The organism is bacterium (assembly GCA_016786595.1).
Classification (GTDB): Bacteria; Bdellovibrionota_C; UBA2361; order SZUA-149; family JAEUWB01; genus JAEUWB01.
The window spans coordinates 82,538-102,256 of sequence record JAEUWB010000003.1 but is presented as its reverse complement, the minus strand read 5'-3'; the positions used below and the strand labels follow the sequence as shown (position 1 = coordinate 102,256).

Here is a 19,719-nt window from a genome sequence, read left to right as displayed (position 1 = left end):
TTAAATCCTAACTGACTATAATCATTAATCTTATTCTCACGCGGGATATTTTACAGCTGAATTTCCCGAGATTATCCTACTTTCCCCCATTTTCACCGGCAGTTTTTTCCGTAGCGTTAGTTGTATTTTCTTTAGCAATTGAAACTACAACTTGAGCTGGGCGAATTAACTTATCTTTATACATATAGGCCTTACGGTATTCCTCGAGGATTGTGCCTGGCGCTTCTGCCTCAGAAGGCACTGAGGCCATTGCCTGGTGCATGTTGGGATCGAATTTCTCCCCTCGACAAGCCTTTGCCCGCACTGAATGTTTATCCAAAATACTGACAAACTGATTACGAATCATCTCAATGCCCTTCACCAACTCATCAACTGAATTTGTGTCTTTGTGACTGAGGGCGCGCTCGAGGTTATCGACGACTTCAAGCAGATCAAAAATAACATTCTCGCCAGTATACTTTAGCAAGTCAGATCGTTCTTTAAGGGCGCGCTTTTTGAAATTTTCTAATTCAGCCACTGCTCGCAAATACTTGTCATAGTTTGCATCAGCTTCGGTGCGAAGTTTTGCCAATGTTTGGTTTTCGTTCAAACCCTCGTCACCGGAGACCTCGGCTGGCGCTGCAGTATCAAGTTCAGTCTCGTCCTCTAGCATAGTGCCGTCTTGTGTCGTTTGAGTTTCTTCGATTTGTGAACTATCGTTAGCCATTTGTGCTACTGCTTCTCCTTGTTCCGGAGCTTCGCTCACAGCTCCTTCTTGCTTCTTACCTTTTAAAAAAGAAAATCTGCCGGGACTCACTGAATAAAAACTCCAAGTTGCATAAGGGGTATAGGGTTAACAAATAAGCTTGCGAGGGTTAACATTGGCAAGCAAACAAATCAAGAAATACTGTTTTGTCTCGATAGATTATGTAGTCTGGTAATGAGCACCTTTCCTAGATATTAGGGTGGAGCTTTGACTCTGACCTACACAGCTTAGCGCAGATAATCATTTGCTCGATCTAATCATGATCTGCTCTAACTGTGCTATGCAGTCCCAAGTCGAGCCCGGCATAATTTTGCGCGTCAGTCCACATAAAGAAAGTGATGCGGTTTTAACAATCCTTGGGAAAAACCAGGGACGTTTCGCTGCATACGCCCGTGGAGTGCGTAAAAGCAGTAAACGTTTTTCGGGCGGAATTGATGTTTTCGACAGTGGCGATTTTGAGCTTGAAGAAGCTTTTCGTAGTGGCGGCATGCCCAGTCTTGTAGGCATCCGCTCGCGCACAAATTATCTTGGATTAAGAAAAAATTACGAGCGCTTTCATATTGCCGCAATTTGCTTAGAGCTTGTGCTGGTGATTTCACAAGAAGGCGACCCAGCAAGTACGCGTTATTACGAGCCAACACAAGCCTGCTTGGCCTGTCTCGATAGCTTAGAATCACGAAACGAGTTGTTTTTAGCAGGCTCACTTTTTATCTATCGCATTTTACAGACAACGGGCGTTGATCCACTACTTAATGCTGCGGGTGTTGGACCAGAAACGCGCAAAAGATGGGAAGCTGTGATCAAGCAAGAGGGCAACTTAACGCTGGTGGCAAGCGACTACGAGCAAGCATTTTTAGAGCTTGTAAATCACGCGCAAAACTTCATTGGCAAAAATCTAAAAAGCACTCGCGGGTTATTGCAATCGCAGAGCGAGTAAGTGGTTTTGCCCCCCGTGATCCTGCTCCATCGAAGCTTAGGCTTGAACTTATACTTCCTCTTATACTTTGCCTTCCCCTTATTAAATTTTGTCCCATCCCGAATAGAGTCCACACCTAATTTAAAAAGGGAAAGGAAAAGTATAAGTTCAAGCCTAAGTCATCACGATCGGAACTCTAGTGACAGCTACAGCCTCCACCACATCCCCCACTACCGCCACTGCCTGAACCGCTATCTGTTTTTTTAGTCGTGTTGGTTGAACTTGAAGTCTCGGTGCTTGAAGTCTCGGCGGATTTTTCAGAACTTGCTGTAGGCTTCTTAGTCGACCCGGAAGATGAGGAACCCGAGTAATCAGTTTTATACCAACCAGATCCTTTAAGATGAAATGCTCCGCCACTTAAGAGGCGCTCTACTTTGGCGCCACAAGTAGGGCAAGTTTTAAGGGCATCTTCGGAGATTTTTTGAACAAACTCAAATTCTCCGCATTTATCACATCTGTATTCGTAAGTCGGCATAAACCTCGTTTCAGAGCTTACTTTTGGCCAATCTATAAATATAATTAATTTCTGCGATGCTCGTTTATAATTATAAAGTCCGCTTCTCGAAATTAATTATATTTATACCTTGTCTCAAAATTAAGCTCTGAAACAAGGTTTGGGGCTTGAAAACATTACCTCAAAAATTCGTTTATTCAATTATCAAAATGGCCCGTGACGTCAAGTGGATTTGCTCAAAATTCCTATTTCCTGTGATTTTTGTTATAAGGGCTTGGTTCTGGCTTGGTAAGCCAAGACGTTGTTCTTTTTTATCAAACTAATATTTTGTAGAAGTAAAATTGATATTACTCCAAAGACTATAGCTCGAGACTTATAGTCTTTGGAGTTTAAAATATCAGTAGATCGGAAAAGGTTTTTTGGATCGCGCCTAGTAGAGTTTGGGCTTAAATCGCCAATGCGGATGTTTAGGCCCAAACTTGTTATAGGAGTTGATTATGAGATTATTTGGAAAAAAACCAAAACTGGACTTGCATCCAGATATCGTCGACCGTGCAGCAGCGCTGCACGGTGGGGAGAAATTGAGAAACCTCACAATGACTACCGAGCAACATGGCCTCTACGAAGGTGGTCCGAAGGCTGTCGTTGAGTATGCCTTGATTGATTGCGCAAAGCCGGAGACTACTGTCGGTGATGCAAAAGACCAGGCCCGTGGTGCCTTAAGCGCATTGAACGACAAGTATGTCACAAAGGCAGCAAGAACACTCGGCGAGAGTCCAAGCATGACTGACAAGGAACTCGAGGAATTCCTTAATGAGTTACGTGAATTCTTCCAGAGCGTCCAAGCCTTGAGCTAGTCAGGCCAAGTTGTCACCGCCAAGCGCCCGCCATTCATCTAGAGGCATCCATTTTAAGGAGTTTTTTGGAATATACTTCAAGACAGGAAGACCCGATCTACTGACTCCTTATTTTAAGTCAGCTCAAGAAAATCTTACTTCAACATCATTTGCCCGTAAGTGCGTAGCGAGGCGACCAAGAACTGATCAATAAAATAAAGCCCGAGAATAATTACTACAATTGAAATATCAAACATCCCCATTGGCGGGATTTTGCTGCGAACTTTGCGTAAAACTGGCTCAGTTGAACCATACAGAAATTGCACAATCGGGTTACGCGGGTCAGGATTGACCCAGGATAAAATCGCCCGTGCAATAAACAAGAAAATAAAGATTGAAATCAGACCGCCAAGCAAATTGGCTGTGGCAATAAAAAAGTTAGCAAGCAGTATCATTTTATCCCAAATCCTCCATTGCTCTTTTCGCGCTAGCTTCCACAGCATCGATCATGGCGGCACGCACTCCAGCAAGTTCCAGCGCATGAATACCCTGAATCGTTGTGCCATTTGGAGTGCAGACCATGTCTTTTAAGCGGGCTGGATGTTCACGAGATTCTTTGAGAAAAGCCCCTGTGCCAAGCATTGTTTGCACAGAAACCTGCAAAGCGATGTCGCGCGGCAGTCCCATTTTGACTCCACCATCGGCAAGCGCCTCGGCCACTAAAGCAAGAAAAGCTGGGCCACCGGCTGAGAGGCTTGTCATGATATCAATTTCTTTTTCTGCGCTAGCGAGATAGACATCGCTGATTGGCGCAAAAATACTTCGCGCTGTTTCCAGTAAGGTCAAGTCTGTTCCAAAAAGTCCAGTCATCCCGGCGCCGACAAGGCAGGGGATATTGGGAATTGCGCGCACTACTGTGCTTTGCTCGCCAAGTGTATCACGGATATCAGCAATTCTTATTCCTGCTGCTACCGAAATCAGTTTTGCATTGTCGCGGGTTTGACGAACTTCGGCGATTGCGGCGAAAAAATCTTTAGGCTTAACTGCGCAAATAATTGTCTCGACTTTGCGACTTAATTCGCTGATTGACTCAAGCTTAGTAACTTTAAATTGCTCAGCAACTTTCTTGGATCGCTCCGGGTTATGGTCAACGAAAAATAACTTTTCTGGTGCAAGCGATTTTGAAAGCACCAAGCCCCGCAAAATCGCCAGGCCCAAATTCCCGCAACCGATAATCCCCACTGTTCCTTGAACTTGATTTGTCATCCCCAAAACTCCAAGCTACTTCTTATTTACAACTAAAAGTGAATAACTCAGCGCAGCAAGATTTGCCAACAGCAGGCATGTTCTTTAAGAATTAGAGTAGATTTTAATTCTCTGGAGATTAGTAGACGATGGCGCTTGAGATTTTTTAATACCTTAAAAGTCTCAAAACCCTGTTTTGATTGCTAATGCTCTTCTGGGGTAGGGTCACTACCCCAGATGCAGTTCACCAGTCCAACAGTGTCGGATGATGAAGATAGACGCGGTCTGATACCTTGCCTCCAGTCTCCTCCGGCCTGACGCCGATGTCACGAAACTTCAGATTGTGAAAGATCGCAAGCATCGCATCGTTGGTCGGCAGTGTGCGCGAAATGATTCCATCGCCTTGGATTAGGTTTGGAAGCAGCGGCAGCTGAGCTCCATAGAGGCAGCCTTCCGCTTGCGCCTCGTATCCGCGCCGACCGATTTCTCGCTGACGCTTAAAAGCACAGCTCACTAGACATTTTGTCAGTTCCAGTCCTACGTGCTGTCCACGAGCACTCTGAACTACAGCAACATCGGCGATGTAGTAAGCATTAGCAGGAACGTTGCGCTCTTCGAGAAAAGCGCGCGAATCCTCGTTGAAACAAGGTGCGCCATTGGGAACACCAATCGCAATTCCGATGACCTTACCTGTTTCAGCTTCACAGGCACAAATAAAATCTGCGCCTTGCTTTTCAGCCTCGCTGAAGCGCTCAAGAGCGCTTGCGATTGTCCACGCTTCATTCCACGGCTCACCATTGAAGCACGCCATGTAGACTGAAGCGCATTCAGGAAGTAGCGGCTCAGGGAACTGAGCCGCAGTGACGAAATTAGTTCTCACTTTTGAAGCATTATGCATAGGTTCCAATAGTGAGATGGCAACTACTCGAACCCACGCACAATATGCATTGACAAACACACAGATTAATAAAACCCTTAAAATCTCAAGCCATCCTCCTCTGATGATAATGAGGATGACCTGATTAACTTCTACTACCCGTATTAAATTGTATGGAAGCTCTGGAGTTTTAATGTCGATGCAGAGTATGAGAATGCTGCTTTACTAACAGCGTGAAGATGCGTTGATAGTCAGTGACTGCTTGTTGAATACTGCCGATCTCAATCCACTCGTTTGCAGTGTGTGCTTGTTGAATCGATCCGGGTCCGTATAAAATTGCTCGCGCCTCGAGTGCTGAAAAATTCGGAATATCGGTAGCATAGGCAGCTATCGCTGTATCGAATCCAGGCAATGTCATTAATTTAATTGCTGGCACGTTATAATCAATTGAAAGTTTAGCGCCATCTAAGCAGAGCGTCTGAATTTTTGCTAAGACATCTGCGTTTGAGCTAACTGTGCGTACTAAAAAACTCAGGGTCGCGTAGTCAGAAATAACATTGGGCTGATTATCAGCAGCAATCAAGCCAAAATTGATCGTAGCTGGTCCTAATAAATTGTCTTGGCCAAAATTTTGAGCAGCTAAACTTGATGCAAAATTCAACATTTCATTATTGGCATCGACGGCAAGTTCTGGGTAGCCACTGTGAGCAGCTCTTCCCGTAAACGCAACTTGCCCTCCCAGTCCGCCTTTAGTTGCAAGCATTAATTTATTTTCCGTGGGCTCTCCGTTGATAATATATTCGATGCCACGACCTTGTAGGTATCTGCTTGCCCTCAGTGCGCCAATTCCATCTTCTTCTTCGCCCACAACAAGTAATAAGCCAAAATCACTTTGACCGCTTTTTAACAATTGTGAAATAACTCCGATCATCGTTGCCGCAATTCCCTTAGCATCGCAGGCTCCGCGTCCGTAGATTTTCTCCGCGTCGACTCGTGCTGCGGTCGAGCCGGGCACCGTATCGATGTGAGTTGTAAATACAATTTTAGGTCTACCCCAACTCAGAAAAAGATTTTTACGTTCAGACGTAACCTCAATCAGCTCAATTTCAGTTGCAAATTGACCAAGAAAATCTCTTAGAAAGTCTATAACTTTCTGCTCGGAGCGTGTGTTTGAAGGAATCGCGATTAACTTTAACGTCAAATCTACGATTTCATTTAATTCCATATTAACCCCTACCCAAATCCAAAGCTGGGTACTGCTGAGAGTGCGCGAGCACTATATAAATCTCTAACTAGAGTAATAAAAAGTATTGATAACTGAGTAGCTTTAAGAGCTTAAAAATATTGCGGCGCTAGGCGCCGTGTTTGTGATGTCGCTGCATTAAAAATGCATCAACCGGGATAGAAAATGTAGGAAAACTTATTAGCATTTGTGAGTGAATATAGCAGAATTACGTTAAAAGGCAAGTGCTCTAGAAATTTTTGCTTTAGTTTAATAAAGTGGCAAATCTTGGGAAGTTTTGCTTCGCACTAAAAGCTCAGAGCTTCACTATAACGTTTAACTTTTTTCACTATAAGCTAGATATATATTAAGCTTTCTTCGAGTCTAGAAGTAACTTGGAAAAACCAAATTAATATGCAACTTGCATGACATTGACAAATCATGGCCATGCGATACCCGATCACTGTAATCATCCGCTCGCTAGGGCGAAAACGAGTGGTAGAAGCCCTAAAGAGTCTCACGCAGCAGACCTTTAAAAATTTCCAAGTCGTTTTGCTCGAGATGAGTCCGGCGGGTAAGCCGATTGCGACTGCTCAATTTGCAGCACAACTTCCAGGCTTAAAGCAACTTATAACTAATAAAATTTTACCGCGCTCCGCTGCGCTTAATCTTGGAATTGAAAATGCCAATGCTACAGCCATTGCAATTCTCGATGATGATAATCTGTATGCGCCAGAACATCCCTAAAATTTAGTCGCGGGCCTGAAAAATACTGACGCCGATCTGGTCTACACCTCAACGCGCTATCAGACCTATACAAAAGATGGCAAATTGATTGACGAAAAAATCGTCTCCTCAGAATTTGATTTTACGAGATTACTCTTTACTAATTATATCTATGCCACCTCTCTGGCTTTTAAAAAATCGCTCTGGGAGAAAGTTCAAGGTTACGACTTAAAATTTCCAGTCTACGAGGACTGGGATTTTCTAATCCGGGCGGCGCGTGATAAATTTATAAAAATTTAGAAGAGCAAGCAGGTCCAGAATTTATGGCGTTGGCGCGCGAGCATGCCCGGACGAAATTTTTATTGCCCGCGCAATAACACCGGGGCAGCTTACTTCGCGCGGTTATTTGGGAAAGTGGCCGATACCGGCTACACTTTCCACTTCGGCTTTTTCCCGAATTTAATTACTTACTGTTTCTTTTCTCAATCTTAGCTTGGCGCTTTTCTTTTTTAGTTTTTTGTGGGGCTTTTTTAACGTTTTTCTGTGCATTGTGTGACTTAGCCATAATCTCTCCTTAAAATAAATTTACAATCTACTTGATCGTTTGTAGCAGGTTATTTACTAGCACGCATGTGGAAATACAAGCAGAGACTCCCAACTACATTATCGTCCAGATTCGTCTATTTGTAGCGTGTCGCGTAAAATATTTCAGTTATTAAGAAGGAAAACATGTTAAGAGATTCTGTGTATAGCCATAAATAAATACGTTAGTAATTGTAACTAAGTAGTAGCTATTTCGTGTTTTTTTAATAGATAGCACTAGAATCAGTATTAGATATTGACGAATTCAATTTTTCTGTACACGTATAATGGCATGTAGTTTCGTTTCTTAATTCATAGATATAAGTTGTTTTTACCTTTGATATCAACTTGGCTTTCGCTGTTTTAATGCAAGATTTATCTTCATTTACATATGAACAGACACCAGGAAAATTTCCATCGGCACATCCATAAGGTAGCGTACATTCGCCGTTTGTATCAGGACAAGAATCTTGCGAATACTTTGGATCTCTAGAAAGACCATCACAAAGTCGGTTTAGTTTAGCTGCAAGTCCCTTAACGTCCTCCCTTCCACCAACGTGATTCAGAGCAAAAGTATAACTAATTGAGGTACTTGATATTTTCAAATCCTGACAAATAGAATTTGGCATGCTAGTTGGTTCATCGCAGTGAGATTTTTCAGCCAAGGCAAATTTGTCGAAAGCCATACTGAATAACATCGCTGTAATAACGATGATTAGTTTATTTCGAGTAACCATAAAAAACTCCTTAGTTAATACTCTGATTGCATAGTAGAGCCAGCACTAGCGCCTGCAGAAAATAATTTTGAGCATTTAAATATCATCGTAGATGGTTCGGGGCTAGCATTACAGCCAATCTCAACGGAACATTCTTGTGATAAGTCAGATTTATTATAAGAAACCCTGTAGGCAGTAGATCCGCAGCCGGTGATGCTTGTTGCACAAATACTGGGGCACGTTGGCAAAGGGCTTGGAGGAACCCCAGTAATTTCACAACTACATTCGCATACGGCAGAATTTGTTGTACTTGTATTACATTCGCCAGAAATTTCCTTAGTGCATAATATTGACATAGTCGAACCAGAGCATTCATCGGTCGCGGGTTTAATTTTAAGACTTTTCTTGATTCCAGTATTACTGCCATCAGATTGGGGCAATGAAAGAGCTACGTTCCAACAAGAAAATAAATATAGGTTCAATAATGATAATCTTAGAAGTAAATTTAACATAAATTTTAATCCAATAGACCTATCTCAAATCTCTCATCATAATTGGAAACGTTAAAGATTCATACATTACTATTATGATGCGCAAACAGAATACTATGTTGCAAACTATTATCCTTCAAGAAAATTAATCATAATTACTTAATTTTATTTCTATGATTTTGTTAATTATTAATTGAATCAATTCTGATAGTTAGATTGAAGTCGTTGGCATTGTTGCTAAGCGATGGCTGTCGAAATCGAGAGCAAAGGTAGGCCCCTTTTGGCCGTGGGTACGGGGTTACTTTCTAGCGCTCTTTTTAGAACCTAAAATTACACCTCCAACTACATTATCGTCCAGATTCATCTATTCGTTGTGTGTAGTCCTAAATATTTTAGTTTTATTGCTGTTTGCGATTTTGCACATTTGCTTGGGGATTTGCTTGGGGGAGTAACCCTATACCAGCTTGAACAAAAAATTTAGCCAACCTGCCGCCGGTCGGGTATATGGACGGTCATTCAGATCAAGAGTCGAGAACTAAATTGTCTCTTTAGTCCTAAACGCGCGATCCGAAAATCAGCGACCCCACGCGAACAATCGTAGCGCCTTGCTCAATCGCAATTTCAAAGTCATCTGACATCCCCATCGAAAGTTCCGGCAAGGTTATAGAGTTTTGCTGCTCGATCGCGACCCGCAAATCCCGCAAACGACGAAATTCGGCCCGACGCTCCTCGCGCTCGGCTCCCTCACGCCCAATTGTCATTAAGCCCAGGAGCTTAATATTCTTAAGCTTTACTACTTGCTCGACAACAGCAAACACTTCAGCCTGATCCAAGCCAGACTTATTCTCGTCGCCTGCAACATTGACTTGTAACAAAATCGCCTGAGTTATTCCTCGACTAGCTGCAGCTTTTGAAATTTCGTGAGCAAGATCGAGTTTATGCACAGAGTGAATCAGCGAAAAATTGCCAACGACTTTTTTAACTTTGTTCGATTGTAGCGGCCCAATTAAATGAAACTCAGCTGCAGGGACTATTACCTTCTTTTCTAAGGCCTCTTGTACATAATTTTCCCCAAAAATCCTCTGCCCAGCAGCAAACGCCTCTTGGATTAATTCTAAAGATTTTTTCTTCGAAACTGCAACGAGTTTGACTGAACTCGGGTCGCGACCAGCACGAATAGAAGCTGCAGTGATGCGGCTTCGAACCTGATCTAGATTGGCTTTAATCGTCATAGATAAATTTCACACGTATGAGCTTAGGCTTGAACCTAAGTCTTCTTTTATACTTTTCCTTGAATAGTGAACAGATTGCTTCGCTTCGCTCGTAGTAACAGATAATTTATAAAACGGAGACTGTCAGTAGAGTCGGCTTTTGCTGCGCAGGTTGGAGATCCGTTCGACTCGTTTAATACTCATGATCATTCGCATTAAAATCGCTCAGGATGACAAGCTAACTCAACCTCGCACAGACACCTATAATGACAAGTTAACTCTGTTCACCGAGTGACAAGATCGCTGGGCTGCCAGGCGCCAAGAGCTTTTAAATCTTCTAAAACTTCAACCAATGGCAAGCCAACTACATTAGTATAAGAGCCCTTCACCGCTTTCACAAAAAACGCTCCCTTGCCCTGGGCGGCGTATGCTCCAGCTTTATCTAGCGGCTCTGCTGATGCCACGTAAGCTTTGATTTCATCATCGCTCAAGACCTTGAAAGTTACGTCTGTAACTACCGCACGCTGAATGAAAAGTTTTTTCTCGATGCAAACTAAGCAATACGCTGTAATTACCTGGTGAGTTATGCCTGATAAAATTCGTAGCATCCGAGTAGCATCTTCCGGCGATGCTGGCTTTCCTAAGATCTGGGGTCTGGTTGCCTGGTTTAGGACCACGATAGTATCTGCGCCAAGAACCAACCTTCCAGGGAACCTCTCTGCGATTACTTTGGCTTTTCTTGTTGCAATTTCAAGCGCTTGATCTTGAGGGCTTAAGGCAGGGTTAGAATTCTCATCAGCGCTTGATGGCATAATCGCAAACTTCACCCCAGCCGACTCGAGTAAGTCCTTACGCCGTGGTGATTGCGAAGCTAGAATTAACTCATGTTCCCATGTATATACTGCTTCCATTAAGGTTTTCCCGAAAAGATGGTGCTGGCAAGCAGTATATCCGTTTTGCCGAAAGGCGAAACAAAACAAAAATATACCTCTTCCAAAAAATAATAATTCCCCACAGTTGGAAGCAGTATATTTATTTCCCCCTGTGATTTGCTTAAGCAAATCATCCGTCCCCTAAGGGGACATACCCCTTCTTACTTACCCTTGCGCTTCCTACAAGATTCCAAATTGGAAGGGGTATACATGATTCGTGACATAGCATGTCGGGAATTCTTTTCCAATGATTTAAGGTAGAATTAGGACTCTAACGATTAATCCCGAAGTGACTGCACTTTTATCACAACATTAACTTGTCTACTCCAGTCAGCAATGCTATCAGAGCGCAAAGTTGTTGGAAGAAACTTAAAAGATGAAGCAGCAGACCACACCTCGCGCAGCAATTTATAACGACATCGCTCGCACAAAAGAACTATTGGAGAGTGAACAAATCAGTGCCCAAAACGGCGCGCGTAGTTTATTTCTGCTCGGTTATGAGCTGGAAAAAATTGGCGACCGCTCCAGCGCAGATTCTGTTTACCGTGACACCATCAACATGCTTGATCATTTGGTTTCTAACCAAACTAAGAAAATAACTCCCTACGATTACACGCGCTTGGCGATCAATCATGGTCGCAATATGCTAACTCTCGGGCGACTTGAGCCTGCCTGTGCTGCATTTCGTGAAGCGGTCTTGCGCTTTGAGCTTTTAATACACTCAGATGTTAGCCGTCCGTTGATTGATCAATATGCCCGCGCAGTGCGGTTGCTTGCGCTAACGCTACGCCTGCTTGATCGACCGAAAGAAGCAATCATATTTTATAAACGTGCGGCAAGTCTTTACGGCAGTTTATTACTCTTTAGTACGCCACAATTTGAATACTATAGCCAAATGCTGCAATCCTGCATTTCTGGTTACCGCAAATGCTCACCGGCGCATGCCAAAAAAGACCGGCAAAAACCCCCGAGCTTTTAAATTAAGGATTTCCCGCGATCCTGCGTTTATTCCGAGTAAACGAAGTGAGCGAGCAGAGAGTTAAGTGGATTTCTACCATGTATTTTGGAGATCTTTCGACTGCACGTTGAGGCTGTATAAAAAATCGCCCTAGCTATGCGCACTGTTGGCGTCGAGGTTAGAGCAAGAGCGAAATGCGGTTTATACTATTTCTTTTTCAAATTTTCGAAGAAAATTTAGCCGCTTTCTTTTTGCTTACTTTTTCACCGTTCACGCTGGTGTGAAAGAAAAAGTAAGTTAGGAGAATAAAAAGCGGCGCATCCGGATTCCTGCGACTAAACCCAAGCCGGACATAATTGTCACAACTGAGGAGCCTCCATAGCTTAAGAGTGGTAATGTTACGCCGACAACTGGAAGCAGGCCGATAACCATGCCGATATTCATGACTACGTGCCAAAAGAGCATTGCTGCTACGCCTACGACGACAAGGGCGGAGAAGCGGTCGCTTGAGCGTTCGGCAATGCCGAGGGCGTGAAAAACCAAGAATCCGTATAAGATTAAAGCTAGGGCGGTGCCGACAAAGCCGCGTTCTTCGGCAAGCACTGAGAAGATGAAATCGGTAGTTTCTTCAGGGAGGAAGCTCAGCTGAGTTTGTGTGCCTTGGAGGAAACCTTTTCCAGTAAGTCCGCCTGAACCTACCGCAATTTTCGATTGAATTGCATGGTATCCGGTGCCTAGTGGATCATTTTCTGGATTGAGAAAATTGACCACGCGTTCGCGTTGATAATCTTTAAGCATGCTCCACGCCGGGATCAGTGCCAGGCACCCAGTGAAGATGAGAATTAGCAGGGTTTTGGGGCGAATGCCTACAAGCAGCAGCATTGTTCCGCCGATTGCGGTGTTAACTAGCGCTGTGCCGAGGTCGGGTTGGACGAGGATTAGCACGACTGGGACGAATAAAATAATTAATGGGAGCAGCAGAGTTTTGAATGTTAGTCCTTCGTGCGGGAAATTATCATCATCAAAGTAGCGAGCGAAAGCAAGGATAATGCCGAGCTTCATAAATTCTGAAGGTTGCATGCGGAAGCTTCCGAGATCGAGCCAGCGGCGAGAGCCTTTAACGGTAATTCCGCCGAAATCTAAGAGAGCCAGAGCGAAAAGTGCTAAACCGTAGAAGACCCAGGCCCAGCGCTTAAAGAAGGTCGGGTTTAGGCTCATGGCGATCAGAAACGCAACTGTGCCTACGCACATTGCGTAGAGTTGCTTTTTCATTTGATAGCTTTGACCGGTTTCGGGGTTATATCCGGCGCTATATAAAACGCTTAGGCCGAAGCAACAAATCATCAGCATGGAGATAAAGAGTGTCCAATCTAGATTAGCTAAGAGAGAGCGTTGTTTACGGGCAATTGTGGTCATGGCTAATCGCTTAGATGCTCCTCAGTTACTGGCGCTGCCTGTTCTAGTGAGGGATCAGGACCTGCAGTAGGCGTGGTGATCATTCCCTTTTTCACAAAATATTTTTCAAGAACTTTCTGAGCCACAGGAGCTGCGGCTGCACCGCCGTGTCCTCCGTTTTCAACCAATACGGCAATTGCAACTTGTGGGTTGTCTACCGGGGCAAATGCCACAAACCAGGCATGGTCTTGAAATTCTTTACCGAGATGCTCTTTGCCGAGTGAAGCAACTTGGGCTGTTCCTGTCTTACCACCAATGCGCAGCCCCTGAATTTGAGCTTTGTGTCCGGTGCCATGGGGGTCAATCACGACTGACTCAGCAAAGGACTTAATTTGATCGAAAATTTGCGGAGCAACTTCAATTTTCCGAATTACCTCAGGGCGAACTTCTTTTAGCGTAGATTCAGGAATTGAGTTTTGTTGTTGTCGAATGACTTTGGTAACGAGGTGCGGCTTATAAACTGTGCCGCCATTGGCCAGCGTTGCAGTTGCCAGAGCCATTTGTAGTGGAGTTGCAGATACATAACCTTGACCGATTACAACAGAGAGGGTTTCGCCCTGATACCAACGTTCGCCGAGGTTTTTTAATTTCCAAGATTCCGAGGGAATGATGCCTGCTTTTTCGCCGGGTAGGTCGATTTCAGTTTTTGCCCCCATGCCAAACATCGTTGCATATTGATGGATACGCTCAATTCCGAGGACTAAACCGAGTTGATAAAAGTAGCTATCGCAGGAGGCCGTAATCGCCATTCTTAGATCTGGGTTGCCGTGGCCAGAATGCTTATGACAGCGGTAGCGCCGTCCCTTAAAAGCGTAAAATCCGGGACAGTAGTACGTGTGAGAACTATTAATGACTTTTTCAGCAAGGCCAGCAAAGCCTGTAAAAAGTTTAAAAGTTGACCCAGGATGGAAAGCCAGTAGGGCGCGGTTTAATAATGGCTTGGCTTTGTCGGTCTGTACGTGTCGCCATTCAGCTTGATTAATATTTCCAGACAATAAATTTGCATCGAAAGTTGGCGTTGAGGCTAAAGTTAAAACTTCGCCAGAGTTAACATCGAGCATTACGACAGCACCTTTCTCGACGCCTAAAGCTTGTTCGGCGGCGATTTGTAGATCGGCATCAATCGTCAAATATAAATCAGCGCCTGGGGTATTATCTACGGCACCTAGTTCGCCACGCCGATTGCCGTGGGCATCAACCTCAACATAAACAAAGCCACTTTTCCCGCGTAGGCTTTTTTCCCACGTTTTTTCTAGGCCCTGCTGGCCAACAAGATCCCCGACCTGATATCCGCGATAAATTTCATCTTCCAACTGTGTTTTTGAAATTTCCCTAGTATATCCAAAAAGCTGAGCCGCGAGATTTTGATAGGGGTAAATTCGCTGCGGGGTGACATTAATAATTACGCCCGGGAGTTCATAACTGTGCACTCGCACCATTGCTAATTCTTCCCGCGTAATATCGGGGATCAGGACCTTGGGTTCGAAAGGGTGGTGCTTGCGGCTGTCTTTTTTCAACTGCGCTTGTAGCGAAGCGACACTACGACCAGTCAGACTTGCGAGTTTTTCAAGCAAGAGATCCAGTTTAGGCACGTCTTCTAAAATAACTGCGACATCAAAAGCTGGTCGATTTTTTACAAGCGGCCTGCCTTCGCGATCATAAATTATGCCGCGTGGGGCACTAGTGCGGACCATACGGCGTCTATTATTTTCTGATAAGTCGCGGAAATACTCGCCCTTAACTCCCTGTAGGTAATAGAGGCGTAAAATGATTGTGAGAAATGCTAGGCTGACAACTGCCGCACTGAGGACTAAGCGTTTTCCAAATACATTGTGCTCGAGTATCATTGGAAGCGTTCTAGTGTTTGCCTACGCACCGTGTCACGGCTGGGAATTCGCTGCGCCTTACTAAGCATGAACATCACTAGTGGCGCGATAATTACTGTCAGCAGCAGTTCTCCGGCGAAATTCTTACTAAAAAATAGCGCTGTATTTAGCGGGTGATTCGTATAAAATGCGATCAAGCCAGCTGTCGTTAATTTTTTAAGCGGCAAGGCAACTGCGACAAGAATAGAAAATGTCAGCGCATGTTCAGCATAAACATTGCGCGCAACAAGCGTAATAAAAAGGAAAACCATAATTCCAGCGGCAGCATCTGGGCCAAGATATTGGGCCGAGGCAAAGTCCGAGGCAAGACCCAGTAAGAACGCACCGGCAACACCTGCTGGAGAGTGATGCTCGACGGCCACAAAAACCATTAAAATTAAAATAATATCGGGGGCAATGCGCGCGGGGTAAAATGTATGTGCAAAAATCGTCTGCACAACTAAACCAAATAAGAAAATGAAAAAGAATTTAATAAACGTCTTGCCCATAGGTTAATTTGGTTTTGTTTGCGCTGGCTGAGAGTTGTTTTTAGGAGTTACATTTACAGATGCTTGGGGGTGACGTGTAGGTAAAATCACCATCACAGTTTCCAAGCGGTTCAAATCAACGCTGGGCGTAAATTCAACTTCTTGAAATAAATCATGGCCATGTGGATCAACCTTTGAGACTACGCCAAGTAAGGTTCCCTTAGGAAAAATCCCGCCAAAACCCGAAGCAATAACGCGGTCTCCAACCGCAATTGGATATTCTTTAAGTACATAACGTAAACGTAATTTATCTAGACCATCGCCTTCAGCGATCCCTGGGGCACGGCTACCTTGAACGATGGCATCAACTGCACTGGTGCTGTCTGTTAACAACAAAACACGAGCGCTGTGGTCGGTGGCGACAATTGTCTGGCCAATAATTCCATGCCCATCGACAACTGCCAATCCAACGTCAATGCCATCGGCGCGTCCCTTGTCAATGGTGATCGACCTCACCCGGTGTAAAGCGTCATGTCCGATCACATTGGCAGTTGCTCCTTCAAAGCCAGTCTCTGTGGAAAAAGTTAATAGTTCGCGGAGCCTTTTATTTTCGCTTTCAAACTCAAGTAGTCTCGAGTTCTCTGCTTCAAGAGCTTTCAGGCGCTGGGCCAGCTCCGTTCTTTCAACTTCTACGTTAACCAAGTCGATATAGCGGTTCCAGATTGAACTAAAGGAGGATACCGAGCCGTGGTGTAGCGCTTGCACTGGTGCAAGCAGATACTGCAAGCCGCGTGAACCACTGCGAGCAAGTTCAGGATCTTTCACGCTAGCCGACATAAGCTGCAAAGAACTTACAAAAAGCAAGAGTGAAGTTAAGATCAAGCTATGGCGGCGTAGAAATTCCATTACTTATGACTGCTATTTTTTACAACGAGCCGTATAGTTCCATAGGTCTGTGGTATGATACAACGGTCAATCATTGTGCCTGGTTTTGGTGTGCAGTTTGCTACAGCAATTGCACTCAAGAAAGGAGGTATTTGAACATAAATACTTCCCCGCTTCGGAACTATTTTTAGAACTACTGTAGGGTAACTTCTCGCAACAGATCGGGCTGATCGAGGATTTTACCTGAGCCAATTACGACTGCAGAAAGCGGGTCCTCAGCGAGCATGACTGGCAGGCCTGTCTCTTGATGGAGTAAGAGGTCTAAGTTACGTAATAATGCGCCGCCGCCTGACAGAGTAATGCCGCGGTCCATGATATCTCCGGCAAGTTCAGGTGGGGTTTTCTCTAGAGCTTGTTTAACTGCTTCAACGATTTGCTTAAGTGGCTCCTGGAGCGCTTCGCGAATCTCGTCTTCAGCTACAACGATTGTCTTAGGCACGCCCTCGATTAAGTCGCGTCCGCGGATTTCTACCTTATGCTGTTCCCCTGTAGCCAGAGCAGCGCCAATTGCGATTTTAACTTTTTCAGCCGTCTGTTCACCAATTGAGAGGTTATAGGCACGTTTTACGAAATTAACGATGGCCTCATCCATTTTATCGCCACCAACGCGAACTGACTTTGAATAGACAATTCCTTTAAGTGAAATTACGGCAACTTCGGTCGTCCCACCACCAATATCAACAATCATTGATCCGCAAGGCTCAGAAATCGGAAGGCCTGCCCCGATTGCGGCAGCCATTGGTTCTTCGACGAGATAGACTTCGCGAGCTCCAGCTGATTCAGCTGATTCTTTCACGGCGCGCTTTTCAACTTCAGTAATACCAAAAGGAACGCAGATGATAACTCGCGGGCGAGCAAAGATTTTGCGGTTGTGTGCTTTCTGAATAAAATGCCGCAACATTTCTTCGGTAACTTCAAAATCAGCAATCACTCCATCTTTCATGGGGCGCACAGCAGTGACCCCGTTAGGGGTGCGGCCACGCATGTTTTTCGCTTCTTTGCCGATGGCAACAACCTTACGACTGTTACGGCCGTTTTGTTGCACCGCAACTACCGTTGGTTCGTTCGAAACAATCCCGCGACCTTTGACATAGACGAGTGTGTTTGCAGTACCTAAGTCGATTGCCAAATCGTTTGAAAAAATACCAAGGAAAGAATCGAAAATCATAAATCTTATTTGAAACTTACAACGCAGTAACTACGGTTGATATCGGGTAGGACTTAATACCACGCCCAGAGAATAAAATGCAATCTGCGTGGCTGGATAGGTTAAGCGAAGTGATTTTCGACAAGTTTACGTGAAGCAGGACTCAGGGCTTCGAGGCACTCTGTCGTCACTTCAAGTTTCGTATCGAACAAGAAGTCTGTAAGGATTGAGTTCTGTTGGACGGCAGATAGTCGATTGTCCACAAAAAGCATGCGCTCTTGCTTAAGAAAGCACGAGCCGCTTTTGACGCGGTAAGCACGGCTGCGGCTAAGTTGCTCGCGCCGCACAGCAATACCATTATGCTTGAAAACTTTTGTCAGAGCACGAAATGTCTGCTCAGCTAATTTTTCCTTGTCAGCTTCTTTCTGTTTCTTCACTGCCATATGCCCAGATTCATACAAGAATTTTAAGTCGCTGACAACCTCTGCAAAGGTTGGATGCCAGCTGAATCGAGCTGGATAAATGTAATTGCCAATTTCTCAAGTTCAGCCAGGAAAATCTCTGCCAGGGTTTCTGCTTGCGAGGTAATAGCTGGGTCATAAACAATTGAGAGGCCAAGCTTATGGTTATAAGTGATCAAGCCGACAGCAATGCCCTGTCCGCGCATTAAAGCCGGCAAGCCATAGGTTGCACTCACCGTGGTGTTGCCCAAATAAAGCGGGCTTGCCGCCGAAATCGGCACATTTGTACAAATAAAATGCGTGCGTCTGGCTTGCAACTCACAGAGAAAACGTTGGAACCTGAGACTTGGAATTCTCGAAACCATTTCGCCAACAACAAAATAGGCCCCCTGTGCCCCGCTTTGCATTAGATCAGAGATTTCTCGCGACACTTTGGAAATTAATGCTGGGATTTCTAAAGTGTCGAGTTTAATTGGCACAGCTACACCTGAAAGGCGGTTTCCCAAAGCATACTGCTCAGAGGCTGCACGCGAACTAAAAGGTACTAAAAAGCGAATTTCCGGCAACTTAGTTCCAGTCTGCTGATGCAAGAGGCCACAGGCACGCGCGAGCATGGCAACTAACAAATCATTCATCGAACAAGCATAGTGTTTCTTTAAAGGCTGCAAGCGCTGCAAATCAAAATCGCGAAAAATAACTTTACGTTGATTAGAATTCTGACCATTAAAGACGGAAGTTGCCGGGGCTTTAAATAATTCCGCCAGCCATCTAAGGACGCTGCGCTTCTGACTATAGATTTTGTTGTACAATTTAGCTTCATGGCTTCCGTCTTGTTCTATCGGCTGAAGTTTACGCTCAGAAAGAATTCGTTTTGAATCAATTTTCCCAGTTGTGAGCTTACATAAAGCTTCAAGAATTTTTCGGCATCCTAAACCATCGACGAAAGCATGGTGATATAAGTTCAAGAGCACTGGTTGATTATTAGTCGTAGCTTGGCCGGATAGAATCTGGCCCAGCTGAATCTGGCTGGGCTGAATCTGGCCGGGCTGAATCTTACTAGGTAGAATTAACACTACTTTCCAGGGTTGGTCTCGAACATCTAACCCCCGAGAGAAGCGTTCTTCCAGACGCTGCTCTGTGGTCTCGCCAGGAAGACATTTGATAATTTCTAAAAAATCTCGGTTGCTACTTTGTGCCGTCCAAGATTTATCCTGATAGGACTCCCCAAGTCGGGGCAGTACTTTTAAAAGATCGTCAACGGCGTAATTTAATACCTCAACGTCTGGAGCTTCAGTTAGAAAATTAACGATCGCGATCGTTTGGCGAGTGGTAACGGTTTCTAAGTTTACGAAAAGTTGATCTAGGGCGGATGCTCGATGCATTAAGA

General features: G+C 44.6%; 22 protein-coding genes. 6 read left to right on the top strand and 16 right to left on the bottom strand.

All coding sequences use genetic code 11. The features are described from left to right. Nucleotides 1-76 precede the first annotated feature (76 nt). Nucleotides 77-745, bottom strand: a complete 669-nt coding sequence (locus tag JNK13_00955) for a nucleotide exchange factor GrpE (GenBank protein ID MBL7661297.1) — start codon at nt 743-745, stop codon at nt 77-79. 280 nt (nt 746-1,025) lie between these two features. On the opposite strand from JNK13_00955, the gene recO reads away from it, so the two are divergent. Continuing rightward, nucleotides 1,026-1,682, top strand: coding sequence for a DNA repair protein RecO (gene recO, locus JNK13_00950; protein ID MBL7661296.1), 657 nt, complete (start codon nt 1,026-1,028; stop codon nt 1,680-1,682). A 175-nt stretch (nt 1,683-1,857) separates the two neighbouring features. Here the strand turns inward: recO and JNK13_00945 are convergent, their stop codons facing one another. Beyond that, complete coding sequence (locus tag JNK13_00945; protein MBL7661295.1) at nt 1,858-2,196, bottom strand: zinc ribbon domain-containing protein; 339 nt, start codon at nt 2,194-2,196, stop codon at nt 1,858-1,860. Between the two features lie 476 nt (nt 2,197-2,672). Here JNK13_00945 and JNK13_00940 point away from each other — a divergent pair, with 476 nt between their 5' ends. Further along, the gene (locus JNK13_00940) at nt 2,673-3,032 is read left to right on the top strand and encodes a hypothetical protein (protein MBL7661294.1); all 360 of its coding nucleotides are present in this window, start codon (nt 2,673-2,675) and stop codon (nt 3,030-3,032) included. 134 nt (nt 3,033-3,166) lie between these two features. On the opposite strand, the gene JNK13_00935 is transcribed toward JNK13_00940, so the two are convergent. The 4 genes from JNK13_00935 to JNK13_00920 form a co-directional block, all read right to left on the bottom strand. After that, nucleotides 3,167-3,466 carry a YggT family protein gene (locus JNK13_00935; GenBank protein ID MBL7661293.1) on the bottom strand — a complete coding sequence of 100 codons (300 nt, stop codon included), beginning with the start codon at nt 3,464-3,466 and terminating at the stop codon, nt 3,167-3,169. 1 nt (nt 3,467) lies between these two features. Beyond that, nucleotides 3,468-4,277, bottom strand: coding sequence for a pyrroline-5-carboxylate reductase (gene proC, locus JNK13_00930; protein ID MBL7661292.1), 810 nt, complete (start codon nt 4,275-4,277; stop codon nt 3,468-3,470). Between the two features lie 223 nt (nt 4,278-4,500). Beyond that, nucleotides 4,501-5,136 (bottom strand): hypothetical protein, encoded by a 636-nt coding sequence (locus tag JNK13_00925; GenBank protein ID MBL7661291.1) that lies wholly within the window; start codon nt 5,134-5,136, stop codon nt 4,501-4,503. Nucleotides 5,137-5,323: 187 nt separating this feature from the next. Continuing rightward, nucleotides 5,324-6,358 carry a M20/M25/M40 family metallo-hydrolase gene (locus tag JNK13_00920; protein MBL7661290.1) on the bottom strand — a complete coding sequence of 345 codons (1,035 nt, stop codon included), beginning with the start codon at nt 6,356-6,358 and terminating at the stop codon, nt 5,324-5,326. A 438-nt stretch (nt 6,359-6,796) separates the two neighbouring features. On the opposite strand from JNK13_00920, the gene JNK13_00915 reads away from it, so the two are divergent. Together JNK13_00915 and JNK13_00910 are read left to right on the top strand one after the other, a co-directional pair. Continuing rightward, entirely contained in the window at nt 6,797-7,102 is a 306-nt protein-coding gene (locus tag JNK13_00915; GenBank protein ID MBL7661289.1) for a glycosyltransferase family 2 protein, read from the top strand. A gap of 84 nt (nt 7,103-7,186) precedes the next feature. Next, a complete protein-coding gene (locus tag JNK13_00910; protein MBL7661288.1) occupies nt 7,187-7,381 on the top strand; it encodes a hypothetical protein in 195 nt (64 codons plus the stop codon). A gap of 506 nt (nt 7,382-7,887) precedes the next feature. Here the strand turns inward: JNK13_00910 and JNK13_00905 are convergent. After that, the gene (locus JNK13_00905) at nt 7,888-8,400 is read right to left on the bottom strand and encodes a hypothetical protein (protein ID MBL7661287.1); all 513 of its coding nucleotides are present in this window, start codon (nt 8,398-8,400) and stop codon (nt 7,888-7,890) included. Between the two features lie 192 nt (nt 8,401-8,592). Here JNK13_00905 and JNK13_00900 point away from each other — a divergent pair, with 192 nt between their 5' ends. Continuing rightward, nucleotides 8,593-8,946 carry a hypothetical protein gene (locus JNK13_00900; protein MBL7661286.1) on the top strand — a complete coding sequence of 118 codons (354 nt, stop codon included), beginning with the start codon at nt 8,593-8,595 and terminating at the stop codon, nt 8,944-8,946. 478 nt (nt 8,947-9,424) lie between these two features. On the opposite strand, the gene JNK13_00895 is transcribed toward JNK13_00900, so the two are convergent. After that, nucleotides 9,425-10,102: a YggS family pyridoxal phosphate-dependent enzyme gene (locus JNK13_00895; protein MBL7661285.1), complete on the bottom strand. Its 678-nt coding sequence runs from the start codon at nt 10,100-10,102 to the stop codon at nt 9,425-9,427. A 263-nt stretch (nt 10,103-10,365) separates the two neighbouring features. Next, nucleotides 10,366-10,992 carry a septum formation protein Maf gene (maf, locus tag JNK13_00890; protein MBL7661284.1) on the bottom strand — a complete coding sequence of 209 codons (627 nt, stop codon included), beginning with the start codon at nt 10,990-10,992 and terminating at the stop codon, nt 10,366-10,368. Between the two features lie 397 nt (nt 10,993-11,389). Here maf and JNK13_00885 point away from each other — a divergent pair, with 397 nt between their 5' ends. Continuing rightward, nucleotides 11,390-11,992 (top strand): hypothetical protein, encoded by a 603-nt coding sequence (locus JNK13_00885; GenBank protein ID MBL7661283.1) that lies wholly within the window; start codon nt 11,390-11,392, stop codon nt 11,990-11,992. 276 nt (nt 11,993-12,268) lie between these two features. On the opposite strand, the gene rodA is transcribed toward JNK13_00885, so the two are convergent. The 7 genes from rodA to JNK13_00850 all read right to left on the bottom strand — a co-directional run bounded on the left by rodA (nt 12,269) and on the right by JNK13_00850 (nt 19,714). After that, nucleotides 12,269-13,387 (bottom strand): rod shape-determining protein RodA, encoded by a 1,119-nt coding sequence (gene rodA, locus JNK13_00880; protein MBL7661282.1) that lies wholly within the window; start codon nt 13,385-13,387, stop codon nt 12,269-12,271. Between the two features lie 2 nt (nt 13,388-13,389). Next, complete coding sequence (gene mrdA / locus JNK13_00875; GenBank protein ID MBL7661281.1) at nt 13,390-15,273, bottom strand: penicillin-binding protein 2; 1,884 nt, start codon at nt 15,271-15,273, stop codon at nt 13,390-13,392. Further along, nucleotides 15,270-15,800: a rod shape-determining protein MreD gene (mreD, locus tag JNK13_00870; protein MBL7661280.1), complete on the bottom strand. Its 531-nt coding sequence runs from the start codon at nt 15,798-15,800 to the stop codon at nt 15,270-15,272. The genes mrdA and mreD overlap by 4 nt, the downstream gene beginning before the upstream one ends. 3 nt (nt 15,801-15,803) lie before the next feature. Then, nucleotides 15,804-16,685 (bottom strand): rod shape-determining protein MreC, encoded by an 882-nt coding sequence (gene mreC, locus JNK13_00865; GenBank protein MBL7661279.1) that lies wholly within the window; start codon nt 16,683-16,685, stop codon nt 15,804-15,806. Nucleotides 16,686-16,857: 172 nt separating this feature from the next. Next, a complete protein-coding gene (locus JNK13_00860) occupies nt 16,858-17,889 on the bottom strand; it encodes a rod shape-determining protein (GenBank protein ID MBL7661278.1) in 1,032 nt (343 codons plus the stop codon). 104 nt (nt 17,890-17,993) lie between these two features. Then, nucleotides 17,994-18,314, bottom strand: a complete 321-nt coding sequence (locus JNK13_00855; GenBank protein ID MBL7661277.1) for a hypothetical protein — start codon at nt 18,312-18,314, stop codon at nt 17,994-17,996. A gap of 23 nt (nt 18,315-18,337) precedes the next feature. After that, on the bottom strand, nt 18,338-19,714 hold the full coding sequence (locus JNK13_00850) for a DUF1298 domain-containing protein (protein ID MBL7661276.1): 1,377 nt from the start codon (nt 19,712-19,714) through the stop codon (nt 18,338-18,340). Between the last annotated feature and the right edge of the window lie 5 nt (nt 19,715-19,719).

Bases quoted from the DNA above. Each gene is read 5' to 3' on its own strand.
- recO (MBL7661296.1), top strand. From the start codon at position 1,026: ATGCAGTCCCAAGTCGAGCCCGGCATAATTTTGCGCGTCAGTCCACAT.
- JNK13_00945 (MBL7661295.1), bottom strand. From the start codon at position 2,196: ATGCCGACTTACGAATACAGATGTGATAAATGCGGAGAATTTGAGTTT.
- JNK13_00940 (MBL7661294.1), top strand. From the start codon at position 2,673: ATGAGATTATTTGGAAAAAAACCAAAACTGGACTTGCATCCAGATATC.
- JNK13_00935 (MBL7661293.1), bottom strand. From the start codon at position 3,466: ATGATACTGCTTGCTAACTTTTTTATTGCCACAGCCAATTTGCTTGGC.
- proC (MBL7661292.1), bottom strand. From the start codon at position 4,277: ATGACAAATCAAGTTCAAGGAACAGTGGGGATTATCGGTTGCGGGAAT.
- JNK13_00920 (MBL7661290.1), bottom strand. From the start codon at position 6,358: ATGGAATTAAATGAAATCGTAGATTTGACGTTAAAGTTAATCGCGATT.
- JNK13_00915 (MBL7661289.1), top strand. From the start codon at position 6,797: ATGGCCATGCGATACCCGATCACTGTAATCATCCGCTCGCTAGGGCGA.
- JNK13_00905 (MBL7661287.1), bottom strand. From the start codon at position 8,400: ATGGTTACTCGAAATAAACTAATCATCGTTATTACAGCGATGTTATTC.
- JNK13_00900 (MBL7661286.1), top strand. From the start codon at position 8,593: ATGCTTGTTGCACAAATACTGGGGCACGTTGGCAAAGGGCTTGGAGGA.
- JNK13_00895 (MBL7661285.1), bottom strand. From the start codon at position 10,102: ATGACGATTAAAGCCAATCTAGATCAGGTTCGAAGCCGCATCACTGCA.
- maf (MBL7661284.1), bottom strand. From the start codon at position 10,992: ATGGAAGCAGTATATACATGGGAACATGAGTTAATTCTAGCTTCGCAA.
- JNK13_00885 (MBL7661283.1), top strand. From the start codon at position 11,390: ATGAAGCAGCAGACCACACCTCGCGCAGCAATTTATAACGACATCGCT.
- rodA (MBL7661282.1), bottom strand. From the start codon at position 13,387: ATGACCACAATTGCCCGTAAACAACGCTCTCTCTTAGCTAATCTAGAT.
- mrdA (MBL7661281.1), bottom strand. From the start codon at position 15,273: ATGATACTCGAGCACAATGTATTTGGAAAACGCTTAGTCCTCAGTGCG.
- mreD (MBL7661280.1), bottom strand. From the start codon at position 15,800: ATGGGCAAGACGTTTATTAAATTCTTTTTCATTTTCTTATTTGGTTTA.
- mreC (MBL7661279.1), bottom strand. From the start codon at position 16,685: ATGGAATTTCTACGCCGCCATAGCTTGATCTTAACTTCACTCTTGCTT.
- JNK13_00855 (MBL7661277.1), bottom strand. From the start codon at position 18,314: ATGGCAGTGAAGAAACAGAAAGAAGCTGACAAGGAAAAATTAGCTGAG.
- JNK13_00850 (MBL7661276.1), bottom strand. From the start codon at position 19,714: ATGCATCGAGCATCCGCCCTAGATCAACTTTTCGTAAACTTAGAAACC.